This window comes from Microlunatus sp. YIM B11417, from assembly GCF_059617205.1.
In genome coordinates, this window is record NZ_JCAMPJ010000001.1 from 1,697,232 (window position 1) to 1,719,036 (window position 21,805).

24 protein-coding genes are annotated in these 21,805 nt (G+C 70.5%); 19 read left to right on the plus strand and 5 right to left on the minus strand.

Annotation, left to right across the window (positions count from 1 at the left end):
• Positions 1-4 precede the first annotated feature (4 nt).
• From AC6CCG_RS08490 to AC6CCG_RS08500, 3 genes are read left to right on the plus strand one after another with little or no spacing between them, the layout of a single operon-like run.
• Positions 5-1,162, plus strand: coding sequence for an NAD(P)/FAD-dependent oxidoreductase (locus AC6CCG_RS08490; protein ID WP_496654403.1), 1,158 nt, complete (start codon positions 5-7; stop codon positions 1,160-1,162).
• A complete protein-coding gene (locus tag AC6CCG_RS08495; protein WP_496654056.1) occupies positions 1,155-1,427 on the plus strand; it encodes a (2Fe-2S)-binding protein in 273 nt (90 codons plus the stop codon). Before AC6CCG_RS08490 ends, AC6CCG_RS08495 begins: the two co-directional genes overlap by 8 nt.
• Positions 1,424-2,857, plus strand: coding sequence for an FAD-dependent oxidoreductase (locus AC6CCG_RS08500; RefSeq protein ID WP_496654057.1), 1,434 nt, complete (start codon positions 1,424-1,426; stop codon positions 2,855-2,857). Before AC6CCG_RS08495 ends, AC6CCG_RS08500 begins: the two co-directional genes overlap by 4 nt.
• Positions 2,858-2,868: 11 nt before the next feature.
• Here AC6CCG_RS08500 and AC6CCG_RS08505 read toward each other — a convergent pair whose 3' ends face one another.
• Positions 2,869-3,699 carry a phosphoenolpyruvate hydrolase family protein gene (locus AC6CCG_RS08505; protein WP_496654058.1) on the minus strand — a complete coding sequence of 277 codons (831 nt, stop codon included), beginning with the start codon at positions 3,697-3,699 and terminating at the stop codon, positions 2,869-2,871.
• Positions 3,700-3,701: 2 nt separating this feature from the next.
• Positions 3,702-4,925, minus strand: a complete 1,224-nt coding sequence (locus tag AC6CCG_RS08510) for a Tm-1-like ATP-binding domain-containing protein (protein WP_496654059.1) — start codon at positions 4,923-4,925, stop codon at positions 3,702-3,704.
• A gap of 55 nt (positions 4,926-4,980) precedes the next feature.
• Here AC6CCG_RS08510 and AC6CCG_RS08515 point away from each other — a divergent pair, with 55 nt between their 5' ends.
• The 6 genes from AC6CCG_RS08515 (at position 4,981) to AC6CCG_RS08540 (ending at position 10,527) form a co-directional block, all read left to right on the plus strand.
• On the plus strand, positions 4,981-6,453 hold the full coding sequence (locus AC6CCG_RS08515; RefSeq protein WP_496654060.1) for an aminotransferase-like domain-containing protein: 1,473 nt from the start codon (positions 4,981-4,983) through the stop codon (positions 6,451-6,453).
• Positions 6,454-6,563: 110 nt separating this feature from the next.
• On the plus strand, positions 6,564-6,905 hold the full coding sequence (locus tag AC6CCG_RS08520; protein ID WP_496654061.1) for a cupin domain-containing protein: 342 nt from the start codon (positions 6,564-6,566) through the stop codon (positions 6,903-6,905).
• Between the two features lie 67 nt (positions 6,906-6,972).
• Positions 6,973-7,923: a carbohydrate ABC transporter permease gene (locus AC6CCG_RS08525; RefSeq protein ID WP_496654062.1), complete on the plus strand. Its 951-nt coding sequence runs from the start codon at positions 6,973-6,975 to the stop codon at positions 7,921-7,923.
• Positions 7,920-8,750, plus strand: coding sequence for a carbohydrate ABC transporter permease (locus AC6CCG_RS08530; RefSeq protein ID WP_496654063.1), 831 nt, complete (start codon positions 7,920-7,922; stop codon positions 8,748-8,750). The genes AC6CCG_RS08525 and AC6CCG_RS08530 overlap by 4 nt, the downstream gene beginning before the upstream one ends.
• Positions 8,751-8,770: 20 nt before the next feature.
• Positions 8,771-9,766 carry a Gfo/Idh/MocA family protein gene (locus AC6CCG_RS08535; RefSeq protein ID WP_496654064.1) on the plus strand — a complete coding sequence of 332 codons (996 nt, stop codon included), beginning with the start codon at positions 8,771-8,773 and terminating at the stop codon, positions 9,764-9,766.
• Complete coding sequence (locus tag AC6CCG_RS08540) at positions 9,763-10,527, plus strand: sugar phosphate isomerase/epimerase family protein (RefSeq protein WP_496654065.1); 765 nt, start codon at positions 9,763-9,765, stop codon at positions 10,525-10,527. Before AC6CCG_RS08535 ends, AC6CCG_RS08540 begins: the two co-directional genes overlap by 4 nt.
• 21 nt (positions 10,528-10,548) lie before the next feature.
• Here the strand turns inward: AC6CCG_RS08540 and aztD are convergent, their stop codons facing one another.
• Positions 10,549-11,763 carry a zinc metallochaperone AztD gene (aztD, locus tag AC6CCG_RS08545; RefSeq protein WP_496654066.1) on the minus strand — a complete coding sequence of 405 codons (1,215 nt, stop codon included), beginning with the start codon at positions 11,761-11,763 and terminating at the stop codon, positions 10,549-10,551.
• A 247-nt stretch (positions 11,764-12,010) separates the two neighbouring features.
• Here aztD and AC6CCG_RS08550 point away from each other — a divergent pair, with 247 nt between their 5' ends.
• The 3 genes from AC6CCG_RS08550 to AC6CCG_RS08560 are packed head-to-tail and all read left to right on the plus strand — an operon-like array spanning position 12,011 to position 14,769.
• The gene (locus AC6CCG_RS08550) at positions 12,011-13,429 is read left to right on the plus strand and encodes an ABC transporter substrate-binding protein (protein ID WP_496654067.1); all 1,419 of its coding nucleotides are present in this window, start codon (positions 12,011-12,013) and stop codon (positions 13,427-13,429) included.
• 19 nt (positions 13,430-13,448) lie between these two features.
• Positions 13,449-13,835 (plus strand): DUF5709 domain-containing protein, encoded by a 387-nt coding sequence (locus AC6CCG_RS08555; RefSeq protein WP_496654068.1) that lies wholly within the window; start codon positions 13,449-13,451, stop codon positions 13,833-13,835.
• Between the two features lie 16 nt (positions 13,836-13,851).
• Positions 13,852-14,769, plus strand: coding sequence for a phosphotransferase (locus tag AC6CCG_RS08560; protein WP_496654069.1), 918 nt, complete (start codon positions 13,852-13,854; stop codon positions 14,767-14,769).
• Positions 14,770-14,856: 87 nt separating this feature from the next.
• Here AC6CCG_RS08560 and AC6CCG_RS08565 read toward each other — a convergent pair whose 3' ends face one another.
• A complete protein-coding gene (locus AC6CCG_RS08565) occupies positions 14,857-15,081 on the minus strand; it encodes a hypothetical protein (RefSeq protein WP_496654070.1) in 225 nt (74 codons plus the stop codon).
• A 104-nt stretch (positions 15,082-15,185) separates the two neighbouring features.
• On the opposite strand from AC6CCG_RS08565, the gene AC6CCG_RS08570 reads away from it, so the two are divergent.
• From AC6CCG_RS08570 to era, 6 genes are all read left to right on the plus strand, one after another.
• Complete coding sequence (locus AC6CCG_RS08570; protein WP_496654071.1) at positions 15,186-15,905, plus strand: metal-dependent transcriptional regulator; 720 nt, start codon at positions 15,186-15,188, stop codon at positions 15,903-15,905.
• Between the two features lie 191 nt (positions 15,906-16,096).
• Complete coding sequence (locus AC6CCG_RS08575) at positions 16,097-17,017, plus strand: PhoH family protein (RefSeq protein ID WP_496654072.1); 921 nt, start codon at positions 16,097-16,099, stop codon at positions 17,015-17,017.
• A 25-nt stretch (positions 17,018-17,042) separates the two neighbouring features.
• Complete coding sequence (gene ybeY, locus AC6CCG_RS08580; RefSeq protein ID WP_496654073.1) at positions 17,043-17,504, plus strand: rRNA maturation RNase YbeY; 462 nt, start codon at positions 17,043-17,045, stop codon at positions 17,502-17,504.
• Between the two features lie 5 nt (positions 17,505-17,509).
• Positions 17,510-18,835 (plus strand): hemolysin family protein, encoded by a 1,326-nt coding sequence (locus tag AC6CCG_RS08585; protein ID WP_496654074.1) that lies wholly within the window; start codon positions 17,510-17,512, stop codon positions 18,833-18,835.
• A 2-nt stretch (positions 18,836-18,837) separates the two neighbouring features.
• Complete coding sequence (locus AC6CCG_RS08590) at positions 18,838-19,161, plus strand: cytidine deaminase-like protein (RefSeq protein WP_496654075.1); 324 nt, start codon at positions 18,838-18,840, stop codon at positions 19,159-19,161.
• Positions 19,154-20,095, plus strand: coding sequence for a GTPase Era (gene era, locus AC6CCG_RS08595; protein WP_496654076.1), 942 nt, complete (start codon positions 19,154-19,156; stop codon positions 20,093-20,095). The genes AC6CCG_RS08590 and era overlap by 8 nt, the downstream gene beginning before the upstream one ends.
• A 2-nt stretch (positions 20,096-20,097) precedes the next feature.
• On the opposite strand, the gene AC6CCG_RS08600 is transcribed toward era, so the two are convergent.
• Positions 20,098-20,886 carry a helix-turn-helix domain-containing protein gene (locus AC6CCG_RS08600; RefSeq protein WP_496654404.1) on the minus strand — a complete coding sequence of 263 codons (789 nt, stop codon included), beginning with the start codon at positions 20,884-20,886 and terminating at the stop codon, positions 20,098-20,100.
• A 148-nt stretch (positions 20,887-21,034) separates the two neighbouring features.
• Between AC6CCG_RS08600 and AC6CCG_RS08605 the strand changes: the two genes are divergently transcribed.
• Positions 21,035-21,802: a phytanoyl-CoA dioxygenase family protein gene (locus tag AC6CCG_RS08605; protein ID WP_496654077.1), complete on the plus strand. Its 768-nt coding sequence runs from the start codon at positions 21,035-21,037 to the stop codon at positions 21,800-21,802.
• The last annotated feature ends 3 nt before the right edge of the window (positions 21,803-21,805 follow it).

Sequence of the window (21,805 nt, forward strand, 5' to 3'; positions counted from 1 at the left end):
CACGATGCCGCAGCCGGACCTGGTGATCATCGGTGCGGGTGTGGTCGGCGCCTCCTGCGCCTACTTCGCCACCCTGGCCGGGCTGCGTACGGTCGTCGTGGACCGGGCCGGCGTCGCCGGCGGCACGTCGAGCGCGGGCGAGGGCAATCTGCTGGTGTCGGACAAGGAACCCGGCCCGGAACTGGAGCTGGCCCGGTACGCGCAGCGACTGTGGCGGCAGGATCTCGGCGAGCACGCGGCCCGCTGGGAGTTCGAGGCCAAGGGCGGGGTCGTGGTCGCGGCCACCGGACCCGCGCTGGCCGGGCTGCGCCGGCTGGCGGCGGGCCAGCGCGCGGCCGGTGTGATCGCCGATGATCTCGGTCCGGACGAGCTGCCCGGCTACGAGCCCGAGCTCGCGGTCGGCCTGGCCGGGGGAGCGTTCTATCCCGAGGACGCCCAGGTGCAGCCGATGCTCGCGGCCGCCCAGCTGCTCCGGCTGGCCCGGGACCGCGGCGCCGAACTCCGCGCCGCGGAGGTGACCGGGTTCCTCCGGGCCGGCGACGACGTGGTCGGGGTCCGGACCGGCGACGGCGGGACGATCCCGGCCGGTCGGGTGATCAACGCGGCCGGCACCTGGGCCGGCGAGGTCGCTGCGCTGGCCGGGGTACGGCTGCCGGTGCTGCCGCGGCGCGGGTTCGTCCTGGTCACCGAGCCGGTCGGGCGGCTGATCCGGCACAAGGTCTACAGCGCCGACTACGTGGACAACGTGGCCAGCTCCGACGCCGTGTTGCAGACCTCGCCGGTGATCGAGGGCACGCCGAGCGGCACCGTGCTGATCGGCTCGTCCCGGGAACGGGTCGGTTTCGATCACGAGGTCCGGCCCGAGGTGCTCGGCCGGCTGGCCCGGCAGGCGATCGCGCTGTTCCCGGTGCTGGCCGGGGTACGGATCCTGCGGCACTACCACGGTTTCCGGCCCTACTGCCCGGATCATCTGCCGGTGATCGGCGCCGATCCGCGGGCACCGGGACTGCTGCACGGCTGTGGCCACGAGGGTGCCGGGATCGGGCTGTCGGTGGCCACCGGTGCCCTGCTGACCCAGCTGATCATGGGCGAGTCTCCTGGGGTGGACCCGGCTCCGTTCGCGCCCGAGCGGTTCGACAGCGCCGGAGTCGATCATGGTTGAGCCGACGTACGCGATCAAGGTCGACGGCGCCGACGTCCCGGCGGGGCCGGACCAGACCGTCGCCGCCGCCCTGATCGCGGCCGGCATCGTCTCCTGGCGCCGGACCCGGCGGTACGACCGCCCGCGCGGCCTGTTCTGCGGCATCGGTGCCTGCTTCGACTGCCTGGTCCGGGTGGACGGTGGGCCGCCGGTCCGGGCCTGCCTGATCCCGGCCCGGGAGGGCATGATCATCGACACCGACCGGGGCCAGGAGGATCCGCCGTGACCGCCGCGGAACGGTTCGCCGCGGTCGTGGTCGGCGCCGGCCCGGCCGGGCTGACCGGCGCCGTCCGGCTGGCCGCGGCGGGAGTGCGGACCGCGCTGATCGACGCCGGACCCCGCCCGGGCGGCCAGTTCTGGCGGCACACCGAGGACGATGCGGCGGCGCCCGGTCAGCACGACCGGCCGGTACTGGGCCGGTTGCTGCGTGAGCTCGCAGCACACCGGGCGACCGGCATGATCGACTACCGGCCCGGCCGCGAAGTGCACCTGATCACGGGCTCGCCCGGCGAGCGGCGGTTGGAGCTCCGGCCGACGGCCGCGGCCGGGCCGGCCGGGTCCGAACCGGTGATCGCGGAACGGCTGCTGCTCTGCCCGGGCGGCCATGATCGGCAGCTGCCGCTGCCCGGCTGGGACCTGCCCGGAGTGGTCGCGGCGGGCGGGGCGCAGGCGCTGCTCAAGGGTCAGCGGACCCTGGTCGGGCGCCGAGTGCTCGTGGCCGGGACCGGCCCGTTCCTGCTGCCGGTGGCCGTCGGCCTGGCCCGCGCCGGTGCCACGGTGGTCGGAGTCTGCGAGGCCAACGACCCGGGCCGTTGGCTGCGGTCCGCGGCAGCCGTTGCCGCCGTGCCCGCCAAACTGGTCGAAGGGGCGGGCTACCTGGCCGGGCTGGCTCGGCACCGGATCCCGTACCGGATCAGGACGATCGTCGGCGAGGTCCGCGGCGACGACCGGGTCCGCTCGGTCCGGCTGGACCGGCTGGACCGGGCCGGCAACCGGGTCCGGACCGGGATCGCCGAGCTCGAGGTGGACACGGTCGCGCTCGGCTGGGGCTTCACGGCCTCCCTCGAGTTGATCATGATGACCGGCGCGGCGACCGGCCTCGGTGCCGACGGTTCCTTGATCACGGAGGTGGACGGCCGGCAGCGGACCAGCGAGCCCGACGTCTACGTCGCGGGCGAGGCGACCGGCGTCGGCGGCGCCGCGCTGGCCCGGGCCGAGGGTGAGCTCGCGGCCCTGAGCCTGCTCCACGATTCCGGCCGCGGTCCACGGACCGGGGACAGGATCGTCCGCCGGATCCGCCGGCTGCGGGCGTTCGCCGCGGCGCTGCACCGGGCCCATCCGGTGCCGGCCGGCTGGCCGGACTGGTGCACGCCGGACACCCTGGTGTGCCGCTGCGAGGAGGTGACGCTGGCCGAGGCGGAGCACGCCAGACGCGAACTCGCGGCCCGCTCCGCCCGCCAGCTGAAGCTGTTCACCCGGTGCGGCATGGGCTGGTGCCAGGGCCGGATCTGCGGGCCCAACGTCGCGGCGCTGGCCGCCGCGCGCACGGGGCGGCCGGTCACCGCGGACGACCTGCGCGGGATGGCCAAGCGGACCCTGGCCGTCCCCGTCCCGCTGGCCGAGCTGGCCGCGCTGGATCCCGGGGACACACCATGATCACCGGCGGGTCAGAACCTGATCTCGGTGAAGGCCCTGGTCTGTTCGATCAGGGCGCGCTCCACCGGCAGCCGCTCCATCGAGGAGGCGCCGTAGAAACCGTGCACGTTCTTGGTCCGCTGCAGTACGTAGGCGGCGTCGCCCGGCTCCGCGACCGGGCCGCCGTGCACCAGGACGATCACGTCGTCGCGGACGTCCCGGGCGGCCGCCGCCCACTCGTTGCAGAGCACGACCGAGTCGTCCAGGGTGCGCGCGGTCTCGGCGCCGATGTTGCCGCCCGTGGTCAGACCGAGATGACAGACGATCACGTCGGCGCCCGCCTCCGCCATCGCCACGGCGTCGGCGGCCGAGAAGACGTACGGCGTCGTCAGCAGGTCCTTCTGCGCGGCCAGCCCGATCAGCTCGATCTCGTGACCGAAGCCCATCCCGGTCTCCTCGAGATTGGCCCGGAACGTGCCGTCGATCAGCCCGACCGTCGGAAAGTTCTGCACGCCGGAGTAGCCGGCCTTGATCAACAGATCGAGGAACGCCTCCGGCTGGTAGAACGGATCGGTGCCGTTCACCCCGGCCAGCACCGGGGTGTCCTTGACCACGGTGACGATCTCGTTCGCCATCTCCAGCACGATCTCGTTCGCGTTGCCGTACGCCAGCAGGCCGGCCAGCGACCCGCGGCCGGCCATCCGGTACCGACCGGAGTTGTAGACGATGATCAGGTCGATGCCGCCGGCCTCCTCGCACTTGGCCGACAGACCGGTGCCGGCACCGCCGCCGACGATCGGCTCGTTGCGGGCGATCTTGTCGTTCAACCGCCGCAGGATGGCGGAGCGTTCGATTCGGCCCATGATCAAACTCCTTCACGTTGGGCGACAGCTGCGTGCAACCGATCCACCATCGCATCGGCGAACTTCTCGTCGTTGACGGTCGCGTCCAGCTCGATCAGCTCGACGGTGCTGCCGGCCAGACCGGACCGTACCGCAGCGAACAGGGCGGCATCGGCGGTCGGGTCATGGAACGCCCCGTCCGCGCCGGCGATCGCGGAGATCCCGCGCAGCGGCAGGAAGACCGTGGCCTCGCCGACCGACGCGCGGACCTGCTCCGCCAGCCGGGCCCCGAGCGCGGCACACTCCTGCGGCGTCGTCCGCATCAGGGTCGTGGTGGCGTTGTGCTGGTAGAACAGGCGATCCGCGAACTTCTCCGGTACGGTCTCCGGCGGCCCGAAGTTGACCATGTCCAGCGCGCCGACCGACACCACCGCCGGCGTCCCGGTGCGAGCCGCCGCGCCGAGCCGGTCCGGGCCGGCGTCGAAGATGCCGCCGACCAGATGATCGGCCAGTTCGGTGGTCGTGACGTCGAACACCCCGGCCAGCAGGCCGGCGTCGATCAGCGACTCCAGCGTGCGCCCGCCGGCGCCGGTCATGTGGAACACGAGCACCTCGTAGCCCAGGCCCTCCAGCCGCTCCCTGGCGCGGGTGACACAGGGCGTCGTGACGCCGAACATGCTGGCGCCGATCAACGGCCTGCTGTCGCCGCCGGCCGCCGGGGGAGCGCCGACCATGCCGGCCATCGCGGCGGCGGCGTTGCTCATGATCTTGGTCGAGATCCGGTTCAGCCCGGAGACGTCGACGATGCTCGGCACCAGGATCAGGTCGGACTCGCCGATGTAGTGCTGGGTGTCCCCGGACGCCGCGGTCGACACGATCAGCTTCGGCACGCCCAGGGCGAGCCGGCGGAAGGCCGCCGACGCCAGCGAGGTGCCACCGGTGCCGCCGAGCGCAAGCGCGCCGTCGATCCGGTGCTCCGCGGCCAGCCGTTCCAGGATCACTCCGGCGCCCCGGGACATGGCCTGCACCGCAGCGCCGCGATCACCCGCCGCCGCCAGTTCGGCGACGTCCTCGCCGGCGGCCGCGGCCACCTCGGTGCGCTCGATGTCGGGCCGGAGCAGCGGCGGCCCGAGGATGCCGCAGTCGATCACCAGGACTTCGAGGCCGAGATCGCGGAGGCGGGCGGCGACGAACGCGTACTCGTGCCCTTTGGTGTCGAGCGTTCCGACCAGCGCGACCGTACCCACGATGTCTCCTCCTCGAGTCACCCCAACAAGGTTTCCATCATGAAGGACGACGACGATGTCAACGAGTGCCAATTCGATCCGAATGGTCGGCCGCCAGGTCAGCGTGCACCGGCTGGCCCGGCTGATCAGCGACTGGGGGCTGGGCGACGGCGTGCTGCACGCCCAACTGGCCGGCCGGCTCCGGGTGCTGGTCGACAACGGCAAGCTGGCGGCCGGGGCGCGGCTGCCGTCCGAGCGGTCCCTGGCGGAGGCGCTCGGGGTCAGCCGGAACACGGTCGGGGCGGCCTTCGACGAACTGCGCGGCGACGGCATCCTGACCAGCCGGCGCGGTGACGGCACGTACGTCAGCGCGGCCCGGCAGCCCACGCCGGGTGGTGGCGACGACCGGCTGGAGTCGTTCCTCGGCCGGACCGGGCCGGCCGTGCCCCGGATCGACCTGCGCAGCGCGGCGCTGCCAGGACTGCCGATGGTCACCGAGGAGATCGGCCGGACCCTCGCCGATGATCTTGCTCCGCTGGTGGCCGGCCACGGCTACCTGCCGAGCGGACTGCCCAGCCTGCGCGAACAGGTCGCGCTCTACTACGAGACGCTCGGCCTGCCGACCACGCCCGAGCAGATCGTGATCAGCTCCGGCGCCCAGCAGGCCATGCGAATGGCGGCGGTGTCGCTGCTGGAGCCGGGCTCGGTGGCCCTGGTGGAGGAGCCGTCCTTCCGCGGCGCCATCGAGCTGCTCCGGGCGGCCGGGGCCCGGCTGGTGCCGCTGCCACGCGGCCCGGCCGGGATCGAGGTGACCGCGCTGGTGCAGGCCGTGACCCGGTTCCGGCCGGCCCTGCTGGCGATGCAGTCCACCGTGCAGAACCCGACCGGCGGCGTGATGGACGCCGACCGGCGGCGGCGCCTCGCCGTCACGGCAGCGGAGCTGGGGCTGCCGGTGCTCGACGACACCACGCTGGCCGACGCCGTCATCGACGGACCGCCGCCGCTGCCGCTCGCGGCCTGGGGCTCGACCGTGCTGACCGTCGGCTCGGTCAGCAAGTCGTTCTGGGGCGGCCTGCGGGTCGGCTGGCTGCGGGCCGAGGAGTCACGGATCGCGTCGCTGGTGTCGATCAAGGCCGGCGAGGATCTCGGTACCTCGCTGCTCGCGCAGGCGACGACCGCACGGCTGCTGCCCCGGATCGCCGAGGCCCGGGAGCTACGGCGGGCCGCGCTCGCCGCCAGCCGGGACCTGGCCCTGGCGGCGCTGGCGGACCTGCTGCCGGACTGGGAGCCGACGGTGCCGGCCGGCGGAGCGTCGCTCTGGATCAGGCTGCCGGTCCCGGTCGCCACCGAATTCGTCCAGCGGGCCGAACGGCTCGGCGTCCAGTTGTTGCCCGGCCCGACGTTCAGCTGCGTGGACGGGCTGGGTGACCACGTACGGGTCAGCCTGGCCGGCCCGCAGCCGGAGTTGATCACCGGGCTCGGCGTGCTCCGGGACGCCTGGGACCTGATGAGGGTCCGGCCAATGCGCCCCCGGCGGCGCGCCAACTGACCCGAATTGGCCCTGTCCAACCTTCCCGACCGAGCGCAGGATGGGCGGAATCCCCGATCTGCAAGGAGATCGGGCTGTCGAGGAGGGCAACCGTGGGTCGTGGTGGATTGATGCCGGCGGATCGGGTCGAGGCCGAGCCGCAGGACTGGGGCAAGCTCGAGTGGATGATCTCCGGAGCGCTCGGCAACTCCGACACCCTGACGGTCGGGCGGTGCACGATCCGGCCGGGTGAGCAGAACCCGCCGCACCTCCATCCCAACTGCGACGAGGTGCTGCACGTCCTGCAGGGCACGATCGAGCACCGGCTCGGTGATCAACTCCTCCCGATGGGACCGGGCGACACGATCTCGATCCCGACCGGCACCGTGCACAACGCCCGGAACACCGGGACCGAACCGGCGGTGCTGATGATCAGCTTCTCCACCGCCGACCGCCAGGTCGTCGGCGAGTAGGCGGGCCGCCGGCCTGCTCGGCCGGCCGGAACAAGATCAGAACGGATACGGCGAGGAGGTGCCGGTGATGGCGGTGTCCACGACGGCGAGCGCGCCAGCGGTGGCCCGCCGGACCAGGAACCGGCTGAGCGGTCAGGGCCGACTGGAGCGGCGCTGGGGACTGCTGCTGGCGGCGCCCGCGATGCTCGGGTTCGTGATCTTCACGCTGGGCCCGATGGCCGCCTCCGCCGTGCTCAGCCTGACCGACTGGACGATCGGCTCACCGCCCGCCTTCGTCGGAGTCGCCAACTACGTCCGGCTGCTCTCCGGCGACGACCTGTTCTGGAAGTCGCTCGGCGTGACCTGGTACTACACGCTGGGCGCGGTGCCGCTGACCCTGGTGGTGGCCTTCGCGATCGCGCTGCTGCTGAACGCCCGGGTCCGGGGACTCGGCGTCTACCGCACCATCTACTACCTGCCGACGCTGGTGCCGAGCGTGGCCAACGCCGTGCTGTGGCTGTGGATCTTCAATCCCGACTTCGGGCTGCTCAACACCACGCTGCGACAGGCCGGTCTGCCGACCTCGAACTGGGTGTTCAGCGAGACCGCCGTGGTCCCGTCGCTGATCTTGATGAGCACCTGGGGTTTCGGGAACGTCATGGTGATCTTCCTGGCCGGGCTGCAGGGTGTGCCGCGCCACCTGTACGAGGCGGTCGCGATCGACGGCGGCGGCTGGTGGCAGCAGTTCCGGCACGTGACGCTGCCGATGATGACGCCGGTGATCTTCTACAACCTGGTGACCAGCGTGATCGGCACCTTCCAGGTGTTCAACCAGGCCTACATCATGACCCAGGGCGGTCCGAACAACGCCTCCACGTTCTACGTCTACTACCTCTACACGACGGCCTTCACCAAGAGCGAGATGGGGTACGCCAGCGCCCTGGCCTGGGTGCTCTTCGTGATCGTCCTGGTGATCACGGCGCTGCTGTTCCGGTCCTCCTCCCGGTGGGTCTACTACGAGATGGGAACGGCGCGATGACCGCACGACGGGTGATCATCTACCTGGTGCTGATCATCGGCGTGGTGCCGACGATCCTGCCGTTCGTCTGGTTGGTGCGGAGCGCGCTGATGGACAACAACCAGATGTTCGTCGCCCCGCCGGAATGGATCCCGAGCCCGTTCGCCTGGGAGAACTTCTCCGGGGCGATGACCGCGCAGCCGTTCGCCCGCTACTTCCTGAACACGATGATCCTCGAGGTGTTCAACGTGACCGGCACGCTGCTCACCTGCTCGGTGGCGGCGTTCAGCTTCTCCCGGTTGCGCTGGCGCGGCCGCAACGTGATCTTCGGCATCCTGCTCAGCGGCCTGATGCTGCCCCAGGCGGTGCTGCTGGTGCCGACGTTCCTGATGTGGGACGCACTGGCCGCGATCGACACCTACTACCCGTTGATCGTGCCGGCCTGGTTCGGCGGCGCGGCCGGTGGGATCTTCAACGTCTTCCTGCTCCGCCAGTTCTTCCTGACGATCCCGTACGAGATCGACGAGGCGGCCTATGTCGACGGTGCCAGCCCGTGGCAGGTGTTCTGGCGGATCATCATCCCCAACAGCAAACCGGCCCTGATGGTGGTCGGCATCTTCACCTTCATCCGGGTCTGGAACGAGTTCCTCGACCCGCTGATCTACCTCAACGACGACGACCTGTTCCCGATCGCGCTCGGGCTGGCGTCGTTCCAGGGGGTCTACAACGCCCAGTGGGGCTATCTGATGGCGGCGGCGACGGTGACGATCGCGCCGATCATCCTGCTGTTCTTCTTCGCCCAGCGCTATCTGATCGAGGGCGTGACCCTGACCGGGGTCAAGGGCTGACCGACGACGAGGAGACGACGATGATCAAACACAGGATCGCGCTGGTCGGTGCCGGGAACATCTCCCGGGTCCACCTGCGGAGCTGGCAGCGGCATCCCGACCGGGTCGAGCTGGTCGCCGCCGCCGACCCGTCCGAGGAGCGCCGGAGCTGGATCCGGGACGAGTACGGCGTCGCAGCCGGCTACCCGTCGGTCGGCGAGCTGGTCCAGGCCGGTGGCTGGGACGTTGCCGTGGTCTGCACGCCGAGCCATGTCCGGTCGGCGGCCGTGCTGGAGCTGGCGGCGGCCGGGAAGCACGTCCTGGTGGAGAAACCGCTGTCGTTCTCGCTGGCCGAGGCCCGGTCGATGGTCGATGCCTGTGCCGCCGCCGGCGTGCACCTGGCGGTGAACCAGAACTTCCGGGACCAGTACACCTTCGGCCTGGGCCGGGAGCTGATCGAGGCCGGCGAGCTCGGCGAGGTGCAGGCGATCAGCCAGCAGGAGCTCCAGGTCCGGCAGGACCAGGGCTGGCGGCTGCAGCAGCAGCGGCACGCCCTGTCGGTGATGGGCATCCACTGGTTCGACGGGTTCCGGGTGCTGCTCGGCCGGGAGGCGACCTGGGTGTCGGCGCGGACGTTCTCCTCGCCGGTGATCGACTGTGCCGGCGAGACCGACGCCCACGTCCAGGTGCTGTTCGACCAGACCCCGGTCAGCTACGTGCAGAGCTTCTCGTCGTCGGTCCGGCGGACCGAGACGCTGGTGTTCGGCGAGACCGGGACGCTGGCGCTGACGTACGACCACGCGGTGCTGGCCCGCCCGGACGGCACCGAGAAGAGCTATCCCAACCCGTTCGCCGGTGATCAACGACCGGAGACGATGTTCCGCAGCCTGGACCGGCTGCTCACCGCGATCGAGACCGGGACCGAACCCAGCAACAGCGGCCGGGACAACCTGCGCACCGTCGCGTTGCTGGACGCGGCCTACCGTTCGGCCGACGACCGCCGGCCCGTCGTCCTCGAGAAGGGACTGCCGGCATGAAGCTCGCGTTCTCCAAGCCCACCCGCGGCGCCGAGGCCCAGCGCCGACTCCTGCTCAGCTATCCCGAGTACGGCTTCGACGGCCTGCAACTGAAGGGGAACCAGTACGGCGACTACGTCGGAGTGCCGGACGGCCCGGACCGGTTCCGGGCCGACTGGGGCGACGCCCCCGGCCACGTCTCGTCGTTGATCACGATGAACCCGCTGGACGACGCCGGCACCGCGCGGCTGCTGGCGCTGATCGAGTTCGCCGCCGGGGTAGGGGCGGAGCGGGTGGTGCTCTGCCACGACGTAGCTCGGGAAGGCTTGCAGGACAGCGATCTGGTCCGCTTCGCGGGCACGCTCTCCGACCTCGCGGAGCAGTCCCTCGAGCGGGGCGTCCGGCTGTCCCTGCACCACCACACCGACCAGCCGGTGATGCACCGACGCGACTTCGACGTCTTCTTCGCGGCGGTGCGGCCGGGCACGCTGACCCTGACCGTGGACACCGGCCACCTGCTGAAGTCCGGCATCACCGACGTCGCGTCCTTGATCACCGACCTGGCGCCGGTGATCGATAACATCCACCTGAAGGACTTCGCCGACGGCGAGTTCCGGCTGCTCGGCCAGGGCACGGTCGAGCTGACCGGTGCCCTGGCCGCGATCGGCCGGCTCGGCGACGGCGTCACCCTCTGCGTGGACGAGGAGAGCCGGGCCGATCTCGCCGAGGGACTGCGGGTGTCCCGGGACTACCTTCGTGATCACTGGAGACCGGGTCGCTGACCCGGTCCGGCGAGACCTGGCTCAGTGCTCGCCCTCGCCGACGCCGGTGATCTCGTTCGGGACCTGCGGCAATTCGACCGAGTCGACCACCTTCTTCCCCGGCAGGTACACGACGTGCACCTTCGACGTGCTCGGCTCGGTCACGTACGCCGTGCTGCCCTCGACCAGCAGCGTCGGCCGGGGATCCTGCCAGGCAACAGGTTCCCGCCACGGCTCGGTGACCTTGATCCGGTCCGTGATCTTGCCGGTGTCGGGATCGATCACGGCCAGCCGGCCGTCGGTGCCGAGCACCAGCGCCTCGCCGTTCGGTCCGCGGCCGAGTGACCGGAAGGTGTAGCTGGTGCCGAGTTCGACCAGCTTGATCTTCTTCTTCTCGGTGTCGATCAGGCTGATCCGGGTCGGTTCCTCGAGCTCGGCGTCGGGATCGGTCTTGTAGTCGCCGAGCACGACGTCGGACCGGGGCGACCCGGCCTGGTTGCCGATCCGGCCGTAGTCGTCGGCGCTGTCGATCTTGATGAACTTCTCGTCCTGCCAGAGCAGGACGCCGTCGGTGCAGCCGGCCAGGACGGTGCCGTTCGCCGCTGTGGCCTCGCCGTGCAGGTCCGGACAGTCGTCGCTGGAGCCGAGCACCCGCCCAGCGGCGTCGAGCACCTGGGCCCCGGTCCTGGCCTCCTCGGTGCCGATGCTCACGAACAGCCGATCGTTCTCCAGCGGCACGGCCACACCGTGGTGCGGATGCGGCGCGGTCCAGGTGGGCTCACCGGGCGGGTTGTCGATCTTGGCCGGATCGAGCACCTGGACGGTCCCGGCACCGTCGCTGAACAACGCGACCTTGCCCGCGTGCCGGACGACGTGGCCGGGATGGGGCGCCGGGTAGCTGGTCTCGGTCAGCCGCGCCTCGCCCGCGAAGTAGTGGTTGTGATCACCGTGCCCCTGCACCTCGACGCCGGTGTCCAGCACCTGGAAGCCGTCGCCGGTCGAGACGAGGAGATGGCGTTGATCACCGGCCGGGTTGAGTCGCAGGAAGCCGGGCAGCTTGAGGTCCGCCACCGGCTTCAGGCTGTCGCGGTCCAAGATCAGGATGCCGCCGTTGTACGTGACCGAGATCCGCGGCCCGGTCACCTCGGCTCGTTCCGCCGACTGTTCCGCGGCCGGCTCGGCGGCGTTGCCGCAGGCGCCGGCCAGCAGGGCCAGGGCCAAGCTCGCCGCAGCCAGGCCCCCAGGTAGACGTCTCATGATCTCTCCTAGCTAATGACAATCATTATCAATAGTCTGACAGGGTACCCCGGGCCGACCGGGTCGGTCGAATCCGGTCCGTTGATCACGAGACGGCACGAAGAGACGGCCATTCCGGGCCGAGAGGCCGGAATTGGACCTGGCCGGACAACGGCGGAGAACGAAGGATCGGTGTTGGTCGGCGGGTGGGTCGAACCGCGACAGCGCGGACCTTCGAGGCCGAAGCCCGCCGCCCGGAGGAGAAGTCATGACCAAGATCGAATTGCCGCCCCGGAGCCGCCGGAGCTTTCTGCGCACGGCCGGGATCGCCTCCGCGGCAGCGGCCGCCGGCCTGGCCGGCTGTGGTGGGACCTCGAGCCGCGACGCCGGGGACGGCGGAGGCGGTGGTGGCGGTCCGGCACGCCTCCAGTTCATGTTCTGGGGGTCCGCGTTCGAGAAGACCGCGATCGAGCAGATGCTGAAGGGGTTCGAGGAGAGCCATGCTGGTACGGAGGTCGAGCCGATCCATGTGCCCGGCGACTACCAGACGAAGGTCAACACCCTGGTCGCCAGCGATGATCTTCCCGACGTCGCCTACATGGACGCGCCGACCGCGTACCGGCTGATGGAGCAGGGCAAGATCGCCAACCTGTATCCGTACATCGAGAAGTTCCCGCAGCTCTCCGACCGGAAGCCGGCGAACTTCTTCTGGCTCGAGGATGAGTTGGTCGCCGGGACTCCGGCGGCCAGCGAGATCACCCTGCTCTGGTACAACCGGGCGCTGTTCGGCGACGGAGTGCCGACCCCGCCCGCGGTCGCCGACCAGGCCTGGTCCTGGGACCAGCTGCTGGAGACCGCGACCCGGTTGACCCTTGATCAAGAAGGCCGCAATCCGACCGAGTCCGGGTTCGACGCGAAGAACGTCCGGCAGTTCGGGGTCTCGGCGCCGGTGACGACCCAGTGGACCTGGTACCCGTTGATCCGCAGCAACGGCGGCGACCTCACCGACGAGACCGGGATGAGGTACACGCTGAACAGTCCCGAGTGCGTCGAGGTGTTCCAGAACCTGCAGGACCTGATGTACCGGCACCGGGTCGCGCCCGGCCCGGCCCAACTGGGCGGGGTCGACGGCGCGAACGCGCCGACCACGACCGTGCTGCTGCAGACCAAGCGGGTGGCAATGGTGGTCGACGGGCAGTGGACCCTGCTGGACCTGGGCAAGAGCGACCTCGACTACGGCGTCGGCGTGCTGCCGTCGTACCAGGAGCCGTTCACCATGGAGGCCGGCAGTTGCCGGGTGATGTCGGCGAACACGGCGTCGCCGGAGCAGGCGATCGAGCTGTACGTCTACAGCGTGGACGGGTCGAACAGCGACCTGTTCGCCCAGGGCCTGTGGATGCCGGTGGAGACCAAGTACTACTCCGACGACGCCGCGATCGACTCCTGGATCGGCAACGAGGTCCATCCGCCCGAGTACCGGACCGCGGCGGTGGACTACCGGCTCGACCACGCGACCCGCGACTGGACGCAGACACTGAAGAATGTCCCGGCGATCCAGGAGGTGGTGACCCCCGCGATGCAGGAGATCGCGACGGGTTCGCGGCCGGCGAAGGAGGTGCTGGACGGGCTGAAGGACAAGGTCGAGCCGCTGCTCAAGGGCCGCTACGCCATTCCCGACACACTGTGACGATGGCTATGTTGGCGCCATGAGTTCGTACGACAAGGAAGTGCCCGATCAGTCCGAGCAACTCGATCAGCGCCAGCCGGAGGACACGCTCGACGATCGCGGCGTCGAGGACGTCCTGGACGAGGGCTACTCGCCGCCGGAGCGGTGGCGGAACCTCGACGAGGACTCGACCCTCGACGAGCGGCTCGACAGCGAGGTGCCCGAGGAGGACGACGACGGCGGCGAGTATCTCGACGACGGCGAGGTCGGCGAGTCGCGGGCCGGTCGCCTGGTGGACCCGAACGGCGGCATCGGCGAGGACGACGAGTCGACGCTGATCGGCGAGGACGTCGGGATCGACGGCGCCGGCGCGAGCGCGGAAGAGGCCGCGGTGCACGTCGTCCCGGACGAGAACGGGGACGTGTGAGCCGCTGTACGTCGCGATGAGCGGCGGTACGGACGGCGACGTCGCGCGGCAGCTGGCGCGGGGTGACGGCGGGCTCGATCCGGCCGGGCAGGTGGCCGCGGTCAATGCCGGTACCGGTGCCGGGCTGACCCTGGTCGGGGTGGCCGATCACGGTGACTCCGGCGGTGCGGTGTACGTCAGCTGGCCGGACGGGCGGCCGGGCGTGCTGACCCGGTCACCGGCCTCGCTGGAGCGGGTGCGGCAGACCGCGGACGTGCTGGCCGGGCTGCGAGCGGACGGCCTGCCCGTACCGCGGCACGACCTGGTCGTCGAGCTCGGCGGCGGGGTGGTCGCGATCGTCCAGGAGCGACTGCCGGGCCGTCCGGCGGAGCGGCTGGACGCCACCACGATCGACGCCATGGTCGAGATCAACGAACGGTTCGCCGGCCTGCTCGCCGACCGGGAGGATGTGCCGGTGCCGGACCTCGGCATCCGGGAGGACGCCTGGGATCCGCGGGCCGTCGCCCTGCTCCGCGAGCACGGACCGCGAGCCCGCCGGATCCTCGACCGGATCCGCGAGGTGGGGGAGTCGGCCCCGCTGCGGATCGACGGCGACGACGTCCTGCACCCGGACCTCACCCTCGGCAACGTCCTGTACGAAGCCGGCCGGGTCACCGGCGTCGTGGACTGGAACTGGGGTGTCGAACGCGGCGACCGCCGGTTCGCCCTGGTCCGGATCTACATCGACCTCTACTGGAGCCTGGTCTATCCCGGCGCCGTCGAGCCGTCCGCGTGGGAGCGCCTCGACGCGGTCGTCGAAGACCTGATCGAGCCGGACCTGCTGCCCGCCTACTGGGCCAACGTGACGCTCGGCCAACTGAGCCACTGGAGCCTCGAAGGCAGCGAAGAGGCGGTCGACCTCTTCCTCCGGATGGGCGAGTCCCGGCTCACCTGACGCCGGATGTTGCCGCGCACTGAGCCTGTCGAAGTGCCGAACCCGATCTGGCTCGCCCATCGACAAGCTCAGGGATCGTGGTGCAGTTCAGCGGTGGTCGGCCGGGATCCGGCGCGGAGCCGGCGCGCGACGGGCACGCTCGTGGCGGAGCAGCCAGGCGAGGGCGAGCAGGCCGGCGAGCAGGGCCAGGCTGCTCCGCAGCACGGCGTCCGGGGCGGTGATGGAAGTACCGAAGCCGGTCAGGCCGACGATCACGAGCACGGTGGCCAGCACGGCGACCAGGCCGCGGGCCAACTCCTTCGGGCTCACCATTCACCAAGCATGCACGATATTTTTCGGCTCGCCAAACTTTACCGTCCGGTACGCCGTACCGAGCGCCCTCGGCCCGCCGGTGCAGCGCCACTAGACTGACCACGATGACGGTGGCCGAGCTCTCGCCGATGGCGCAGGACTACCTGAAACTCATCTGGAAGTGTCAGGAGTGGTCCGACGACCCGGTCAGCACCAACGCGCTGGCCGGTCGGCTCGGCGTCTCCCCGTCGACGGTCTCGGGCAACATCAAGAAGCTCGCGTCGCTCGGCCTGATCGACCACACCCCGTACGGCGCGATCCAGTTGAGCGTCGAGGGCCGTACCGCAGCGGTCCAGATGGTGCGCCGGCACCGGCTGCTGGAGACCTATCTCGTGGTCCGGCTCGGCTACGGCTGGGACGAGGTGCACGACGAGGCCGAGAACCTCGAGCACTCGGTGTCGCAGCTCTTCATCGACCGGATCGACACCGACCTCGGCCACCCGGGCCGTGACCCGCACGGCGACCCGATCCCGGACGCGGCGGGCCGGATCGACCGGCCGCAGGCGCAGCAACTCTCCGAGGTCGAACCGGGGCACTGCGGCTTCATCGCGCGGATCCTGGACGACGACGCCGAACTGCTGCGCTACCTGGACACCCGCCGGCTGGTCCTCGACACGCACATCACGGTCGACGAGCACCGCAGGTTCGCCGGCTCCCTGGCGATCACCCGCGAGTCCGGCGCCGACGAGCCGGAACAACTCGACCTCGGCCTGGCCGCCGCGGAGTCGATCTGGCTGACCACCACGCCGCACCGGCACCGGCGTGCGGTTCCGGCCGGCTCCTGAGCGGGAGGACCGGGAACTTCTCGTTGGAGAGGTCGCCGGATCTTGATTAGGATGGCTGGACCGTTACGTAAATCGACCGAGGACAACCCCTGACTAGTCACGATCAACCGGCCACGCTGGCCACTGCGGGCCAGGCCGCGACGGCTGCGGGCGCCAACACGCGCCGGATCACGATCCCGAACTCGATCGAGATGGTCAACGTGCTCGGCTCGGCCGACGAGTTCCTGCGCATTCTCGAGCGCGACCTGGACGCCGAGATCCACGTCCGGGGCAACGAGATCACGCTGACCGGGCAGCCCGCCGCGGTCACGCTCGCGGTCGAGGTGTTCACCGAGCTGGTCGCCGTGCTGCGCACCGGCCAGGGCCTGACCGCCGACGCGGTGGAGCGGATCTGCTCCATGCTGAGCGCTCGCGAGGACGCCCGGCCGGCTGAGGTGCTGACCCAGAACATCCTGTCCAACCGGGGCAAGACCATCCGGCCGAAGACCCTGAACCAGAAGCGGTACGTCGACGCGATCGACCAGCACACGGTCGTCTTCGGGATCGGCCCGGCCGGCACCGGCAAGACGTACCTGGCGATGGCCAAGGCGGTGCAGGCGCTGCAGAGCAAGCAGGTCAACCGGATCATCCTGACCCGGCCGGCGGTCGAGGCGGGCGAGCACCTGGGCTTCCTGCCCGGCACGCTGAACGAGAAGATCGATCCCTACCTGCGGCCGCTCTACGACGCGCTGCACGACATGATCGACCCGGACTCGATCCCGCGGCTGCTGACCGCCGGCACCATCGAGGTGGCGCCGCTGGCCTACATGCGCGGCCGTACGTTGAACGACGCGTTCATCATCCTCGACGAGGCGCAGAACACCTCGATGGAGCAGATGAAGATGTTCCTGACCCGGCTCGGGTTCGGGGCCAAGATGGTGGTCACCGGCGATGTCACCCAGATCGACCTGCCCGGCGGCAGCAAGAGCGGGCTGAAGGCGGTCCAGGGGATTCTGGACAACGTCGACGACATCGCCTTCTGCGCGCTGACCAACCACGACGTCGTCCGGCACAAGCTGGTCGGCCGGATCGTGGCGGCCTACGATCGATTCGAGGCGCAGCGCCCCCGTTGATGAGACGACCCGGCAGGCGACGACGATGACCATAGACATCAGCAACGAGTCCGGATTGGAGGCCGACAGTACCGGCCTGGTCCGGTTGGCCCGCTACGCGCTGGACGAACTGCGGATCCATCCGCAGGCCGAGCTGTCGATCCTCCTGGTCGACACGGATGCCATGAGCGCGTACCACCAGAAGTACATGGGCGAGGACGGCCCGACCGACGTGCTGTCGTTCCCGATGGACGAGCTGCGGCCGCCGGCGGACGACGAGGAGCCGCCGGACGGTCTGCTCGGCGACATCGTGCTGTGCCCCGAGGTGACCAGCCGGCAGGCCGCCGAGCACGGTCGGACCCCGGAGGCCGAGGCCGAGTACCTGCTGGTGCACGGCCTGCTGCACCTGCTCGGGTACGACCACGCGACGCCGGACGAGAAGGCGGAGATGTTCGGCCTCAAGGACAAGATCATCGCGGGCTGGGCCGAAGCCCGCCGCCGGAGTTGATCACGGTGAGCCAATATCTGGTTCAGCTCGGGATCGCCTTGCTGCTGGCCATTCTGGCCGGTCTGATGGCAGCCGCCGAAGCAGCGTTGTCGTCGTTCTCGCGCAGCCGGGCCGACAAGCTCGTCGCGGACGGCCGGCCCGGCGCGCTCCGGGTGCGCAAGATCGTTGAGGACCCGCCGCGCTATCTGAACACGGCGCTGTTCCTGCGGATCGTGTTCGAGATCAGCGCGATCGTGCTGGTCGCGCTCGTCTTCTTCGGCGTCTTCGGCCTGACCTGGCAGGGTGTGCTGATCTCGGCCGGTTCCATGATCGTCATCTCGTACGTGCTCTGGGGCGTCGCGCCGCGCACGCTGGGCCGCCAGCACCATGATCGGGTGGCCTGCCTGTTCGCCGGGCCGCTGGTCGCGCTGACCCGGGTGCTCGGCCCGCTGTCCCGGTTGTTGATCATGATCGGCAACGCCCTGACGCCGGGCAAGGGGTTCTCCGAGGGCCCGTTCGCCTCCGAGGCGGAGCTGCGCGAGCTGGTCGACCTCGCCGAGGCGAGCGAGGTGATCGAATCCGGCGAGCGCCGGATGATCCACTCGGTGTTCGAGCTCGGCGACACGATCGTCCGCGAGGTGATGGTGCCGCGGACGGACATGGTGTTCATCGAGAGCAACAAGACGCTGCGGCAGGCCATGTCGCTGGCGCTGCGGTCCGGCTTCAGCCGGATCCCGGTGACCGGCGAGGGCGGGCTGGACGACGTGGTCGGCGTGCTCTACCTCAAGGACGCGATCAAGCGGGTGTACGACCATCCGAAGGCGGAGACCACCGAACGGGTCGCCTCGCTGATGCGGAACCCGGAATGGTGCCCGGACTCCAAGCCGGTCGACGAACTGCTGCGCGAGATGCAGCTGAACCGGACCCACCTGGTGATCGTCGTGGACGAGTTCGGCGGCACCGCCGGGATGGCCACGATCGAGGACATCCTGGAGGAGATCGTCGGCGAGATCACCGACGAGTACGACGAGGAGAACACCGACGTCACCCAGCTCGCCGACGGCCGCTACCGGGTCTCGTCCCGGCTCGGCGTGGACGAGCTCGGCGACCTGTTCTCGCTCGAGCTCGACGAGGAGGACGTCGACACCGTGGGCGGGCTGATGGCGAAGCTGCTCAACAAGGTGCCGATCGTCGGCTCGACGGTGACGTACCACGGCCTGGAACTGGTCGCCGACCGGTCGACCGGCCGGCGGAACCGGATCGGCACCGTCGTGGTCCGTCAGGTCGAGGAGCACCGGCCGGACGAGGCGGCGGAAGCGGCGGCAGTGGACACGACGGCGAGGGCGACCTGACCATGACCGGGAATCCGGAAGACGCCAAGATCATCACGCTGGCCCGGGCGGCGCGGGCCCGGACCGGCGCGGCGGAGGGGGCCTGCATCCGTGACACGGACGGCCGGACCTATGCCGCGACGACGGTCGACCTGCCGCATCTGAAGCTGTCGGCGGTGTCCGTCGCGATCGCCATGGGCGTGTCCTCCGGGGCGCCCGGACTCGAGGCGGTGGCGCTGGTCGGCGAGGGATCGCTGACCGACGCCGATCGGGCGGTGATCGCCGACCTGGGCGGCGACGCGGTGACCCTGCTGGTCGCCGATCCGCAGGGAAACGTCCGTGACTGAGCCGGAGGGCGCCGAGACCCAGCACCGGTCCGGCTTCGCCTGCTTCGTCGGCCGGCCCAACGCCGGCAAGTCGACCCTGACCAACGCGCTGGTCGGCAGCAAGATCGCGATCGCCTCGTCCAAGCCGCAGACCACCCGGCACGCGATCCGCGGGATCGTGCACCGGCCGGACGCGCAGTTGATCTTGATCGACACGCCCGGTCTGCACAAGCCGCGGACGCTGCTCGGCGAGCGGCTGAACGACGTGGTCCGGACCACCTGGTCCGAGGTGGACGTGATCGGCGTCTGTCTGCCGGCCAATCAGCGGATCGGCCCCGGCGACACGTACCTGGTCAAGGAGATCGCGGAGCTGCCCAAGCGGCCGACCCTGGTCGGGATCGCCACCAAGGCGGACCTGGTCAGTAAGCAGCGGATGGCCGAGCACCTGGTCCGGATCGCTGCCCTGGAAGAGGAACTGGGCATCAGGTGGGCCGAGATCGTCCCGGTCTCGGCGACCACCGGTGATCAACTCGAGGTGCTGGCCGGCGTCCTGTCCGGGCTGCTCCCGGCCGGCCCGCCGCTCTATCCGGACGGTGAGATCACCGACGAGCCGGAGGAGACCCTGGTCGCGGAACTGATTCGGGAGGCCGCGCTGGAGGGCGTCCGGGACGAGCTGCCGCACTCGATCACCGTGATGATCGACGAGATGGGTCTGCGCGAAGGGCGGGCGAAGGACAAGCCGCTGCTCGACGTGTACGCCTCGATGGTCGTCGAACGCGACTCGCAGAAGGGCATCGTCATCGGCCACCGCGGCGCCCGGCTGCGCGAGATCGGCACCGCCGCCCGCAAGCAGATCGAGGCCCTGCTCGGCACCCCGGTCTTCCTCGACCTCAAGGTCAAGGTGGTCAAGGAGTGGCAGCGCGACGCCAAGCAGTTGAACCGGCTGGGTTTCTGAGCTCAAGCAAGGGGCGAACGTCGTGAGCCGGTGCCCAGGGTGCGCAGTCGGCCGGGCGGGCTGCCGGTCTCGTTCTTGATCACTCGGCTCAGGTGGCTGGCCGAGGCGAAGCCGCAGCGGTCGGCGATCACCGGGAGGGTCAGGTCGGAGGTGCGCAGCAGGTCCAGGGCGCGGCGCACTCGGACGGCGAGCAGGGCGGCCTGGGGCGGCAGGCCGCGCCGGGCGACGAAGTGCTGGCGCAGGCCGGACACCGAGACGCCGGCCTCGCGGGCGGTCGCGGCCACCGAGATCCGTTCCGCGTAACGCTCCTCGAAGACCTGCTCCACGCCGCGGACGAGTTCCTCGGCCGGCTCGGGCCGCAGGTCCGGGTGCTGCCGCTGCAGGGTCAGGTCGACGCAGGTGACCAGGGCCTTGATCAACTCCGGGCTGCGGCGGTCCGGCCGGGTGTCCTCCCGGACCAGCGCGGCCAGGTGTTGGCCCACTTCCTGGGCGGCCTGGCCGGAGCACTCGTCCGGCCAGGCCTGGTCGTCCGGCGCGGCCAGCAGCAGGTAGTAGTTCGCGTAGGCCGTGTGCGCGACCTCCTCGTGGCTCGCGTTCGGCCGCAGCACCAGCACGGTGCCGGGCCGGGCGGCGTAGCGCACGCCGTCGACGATCGAGTCGATCCGGCCGGTCCGGTAGTACGTGACCTTCCAGCCGGCGTGCCGGTGCGGAGCCGCGTGCTGCCCGCGGCCGGCCGCGTAGGCGCCGACGGACAGCATCGAGACCCTGCCCGACGATGGTGCCTGATGCATGCCCACGAACACGAGATTAACCGTGAGCTTGCGAATCACGCAGCCCGGATTGGCGATCCGTGCATGATCAGTGCCGATCGATGCATTGGCCCGGGCCGGTGCCGGATGGTGAGCTTGACGGCAACGCAGCGATCGAGGAGGACCATCCGTGAGCACGTACCGCACCGCCGACGCCCTGGCCGACCTGGGCGTCACCGAGGACAGCCTGAGCCCCGCCCAGCGCAAGCAGTTGGACGAGGACGGCTACCTCCCGTTGATCAACCACATGCCGGACGACCTGCTCCAGGCGTTCCGGGAGCGGACCGACGAACTGCTCGTGTCGGAGGGCTCGGCGGCCGGTCACGAGGTGCCGCAGGGCGCGGGCGTCGCGGCGCTGGCCGACCTGCTCAACAAGGGCGAGATGTTCGAGCGCTGCTACACCGACCCGGCGGTGCTGAGCGCGGCTCGGCAGGTGCTCGGCGAGGAGTTCCGGGTCAACTCGCTGAACTACCGAGCCACGCTGCCCGGGCAGGGCCAGCAGGGTCTGCACGGTGACTGGGGCGGGGCCGTGCCGGACGGCGACTTCCACATCCTCAACTCGATGTGGCTGCTGGACGACTTCACCGAGGACAACGGTGCGACCCGGATCGTGCCGGGCACGCACCGGTCCGGCCGCTGGCCGACCGACGACCTGGAGCGGACCACGGACGATCACCCGGATCAGATCCTGGCCCTGGCGCCGGCCGGCTCGGTGATCATCTTCAACGCCCACGTCTGGCACGGCGGCACGCTGAACCGGACCGCGCAGCGACGCCGCGGGATGACGATGTCGTTCTGCCGGCGCGACGAGCCGCAGCAGCTGAACCAGGCCGAGTACATCCGGAAGTCGGTCCACGACCGGATCTCCCCGGCTCAGCGCTTCCTGCTCGACGTCTGACCG

Excerpts from the sequence above, each read along its gene's own strand:
- AC6CCG_RS08570 (WP_496654071.1), top strand. The coding sequence starts at position 15,186 with ATGACGGTGGCCGAGCTCTCGCCGATGGCGCAGGACTACCTGAAACTC.
- AC6CCG_RS08575 (WP_496654072.1), top strand. The coding sequence starts at position 16,097 with ATGGTCAACGTGCTCGGCTCGGCCGACGAGTTCCTGCGCATTCTCGAG.
- AC6CCG_RS08600 (WP_496654404.1), bottom strand. The coding sequence starts at position 20,886 with ATGCATCAGGCACCATCGTCGGGCAGGGTCTCGATGCTGTCCGTCGGC.
- AC6CCG_RS08540 (WP_496654065.1), top strand. The coding sequence starts at position 9,763 with ATGAAGCTCGCGTTCTCCAAGCCCACCCGCGGCGCCGAGGCCCAGCGC.
- AC6CCG_RS08525 (WP_496654062.1), top strand. The coding sequence starts at position 6,973 with ATGGCGGTGTCCACGACGGCGAGCGCGCCAGCGGTGGCCCGCCGGACC.
- aztD (WP_496654066.1), bottom strand. The coding sequence starts at position 11,763 with ATGAGACGTCTACCTGGGGGCCTGGCTGCGGCGAGCTTGGCCCTGGCC.
- ybeY (WP_496654073.1), top strand. The coding sequence starts at position 17,043 with ATGACCATAGACATCAGCAACGAGTCCGGATTGGAGGCCGACAGTACC.
- AC6CCG_RS08490 (WP_496654403.1), top strand. The coding sequence starts at position 5 with ATGCCGCAGCCGGACCTGGTGATCATCGGTGCGGGTGTGGTCGGCGCC.
- AC6CCG_RS08495 (WP_496654056.1), top strand. The coding sequence starts at position 1,155 with ATGGTTGAGCCGACGTACGCGATCAAGGTCGACGGCGCCGACGTCCCG.
- AC6CCG_RS08590 (WP_496654075.1), top strand. The coding sequence starts at position 18,838 with ATGACCGGGAATCCGGAAGACGCCAAGATCATCACGCTGGCCCGGGCG.
- AC6CCG_RS08550 (WP_496654067.1), top strand. The coding sequence starts at position 12,011 with ATGACCAAGATCGAATTGCCGCCCCGGAGCCGCCGGAGCTTTCTGCGC.
- AC6CCG_RS08515 (WP_496654060.1), top strand. The coding sequence starts at position 4,981 with ATGTCAACGAGTGCCAATTCGATCCGAATGGTCGGCCGCCAGGTCAGC.
- AC6CCG_RS08560 (WP_496654069.1), top strand. The coding sequence starts at position 13,852 with ATGAGCGGCGGTACGGACGGCGACGTCGCGCGGCAGCTGGCGCGGGGT.
- AC6CCG_RS08530 (WP_496654063.1), top strand. The coding sequence starts at position 7,920 with ATGACCGCACGACGGGTGATCATCTACCTGGTGCTGATCATCGGCGTG.
- AC6CCG_RS08505 (WP_496654058.1), bottom strand. The coding sequence starts at position 3,699 with ATGGGCCGAATCGAACGCTCCGCCATCCTGCGGCGGTTGAACGACAAG.
- AC6CCG_RS08520 (WP_496654061.1), top strand. The coding sequence starts at position 6,564 with ATGCCGGCGGATCGGGTCGAGGCCGAGCCGCAGGACTGGGGCAAGCTC.
- AC6CCG_RS08535 (WP_496654064.1), top strand. The coding sequence starts at position 8,771 with ATGATCAAACACAGGATCGCGCTGGTCGGTGCCGGGAACATCTCCCGG.
- AC6CCG_RS08555 (WP_496654068.1), top strand. The coding sequence starts at position 13,449 with ATGAGTTCGTACGACAAGGAAGTGCCCGATCAGTCCGAGCAACTCGAT.
- AC6CCG_RS08565 (WP_496654070.1), bottom strand. The coding sequence starts at position 15,081 with ATGGTGAGCCCGAAGGAGTTGGCCCGCGGCCTGGTCGCCGTGCTGGCC.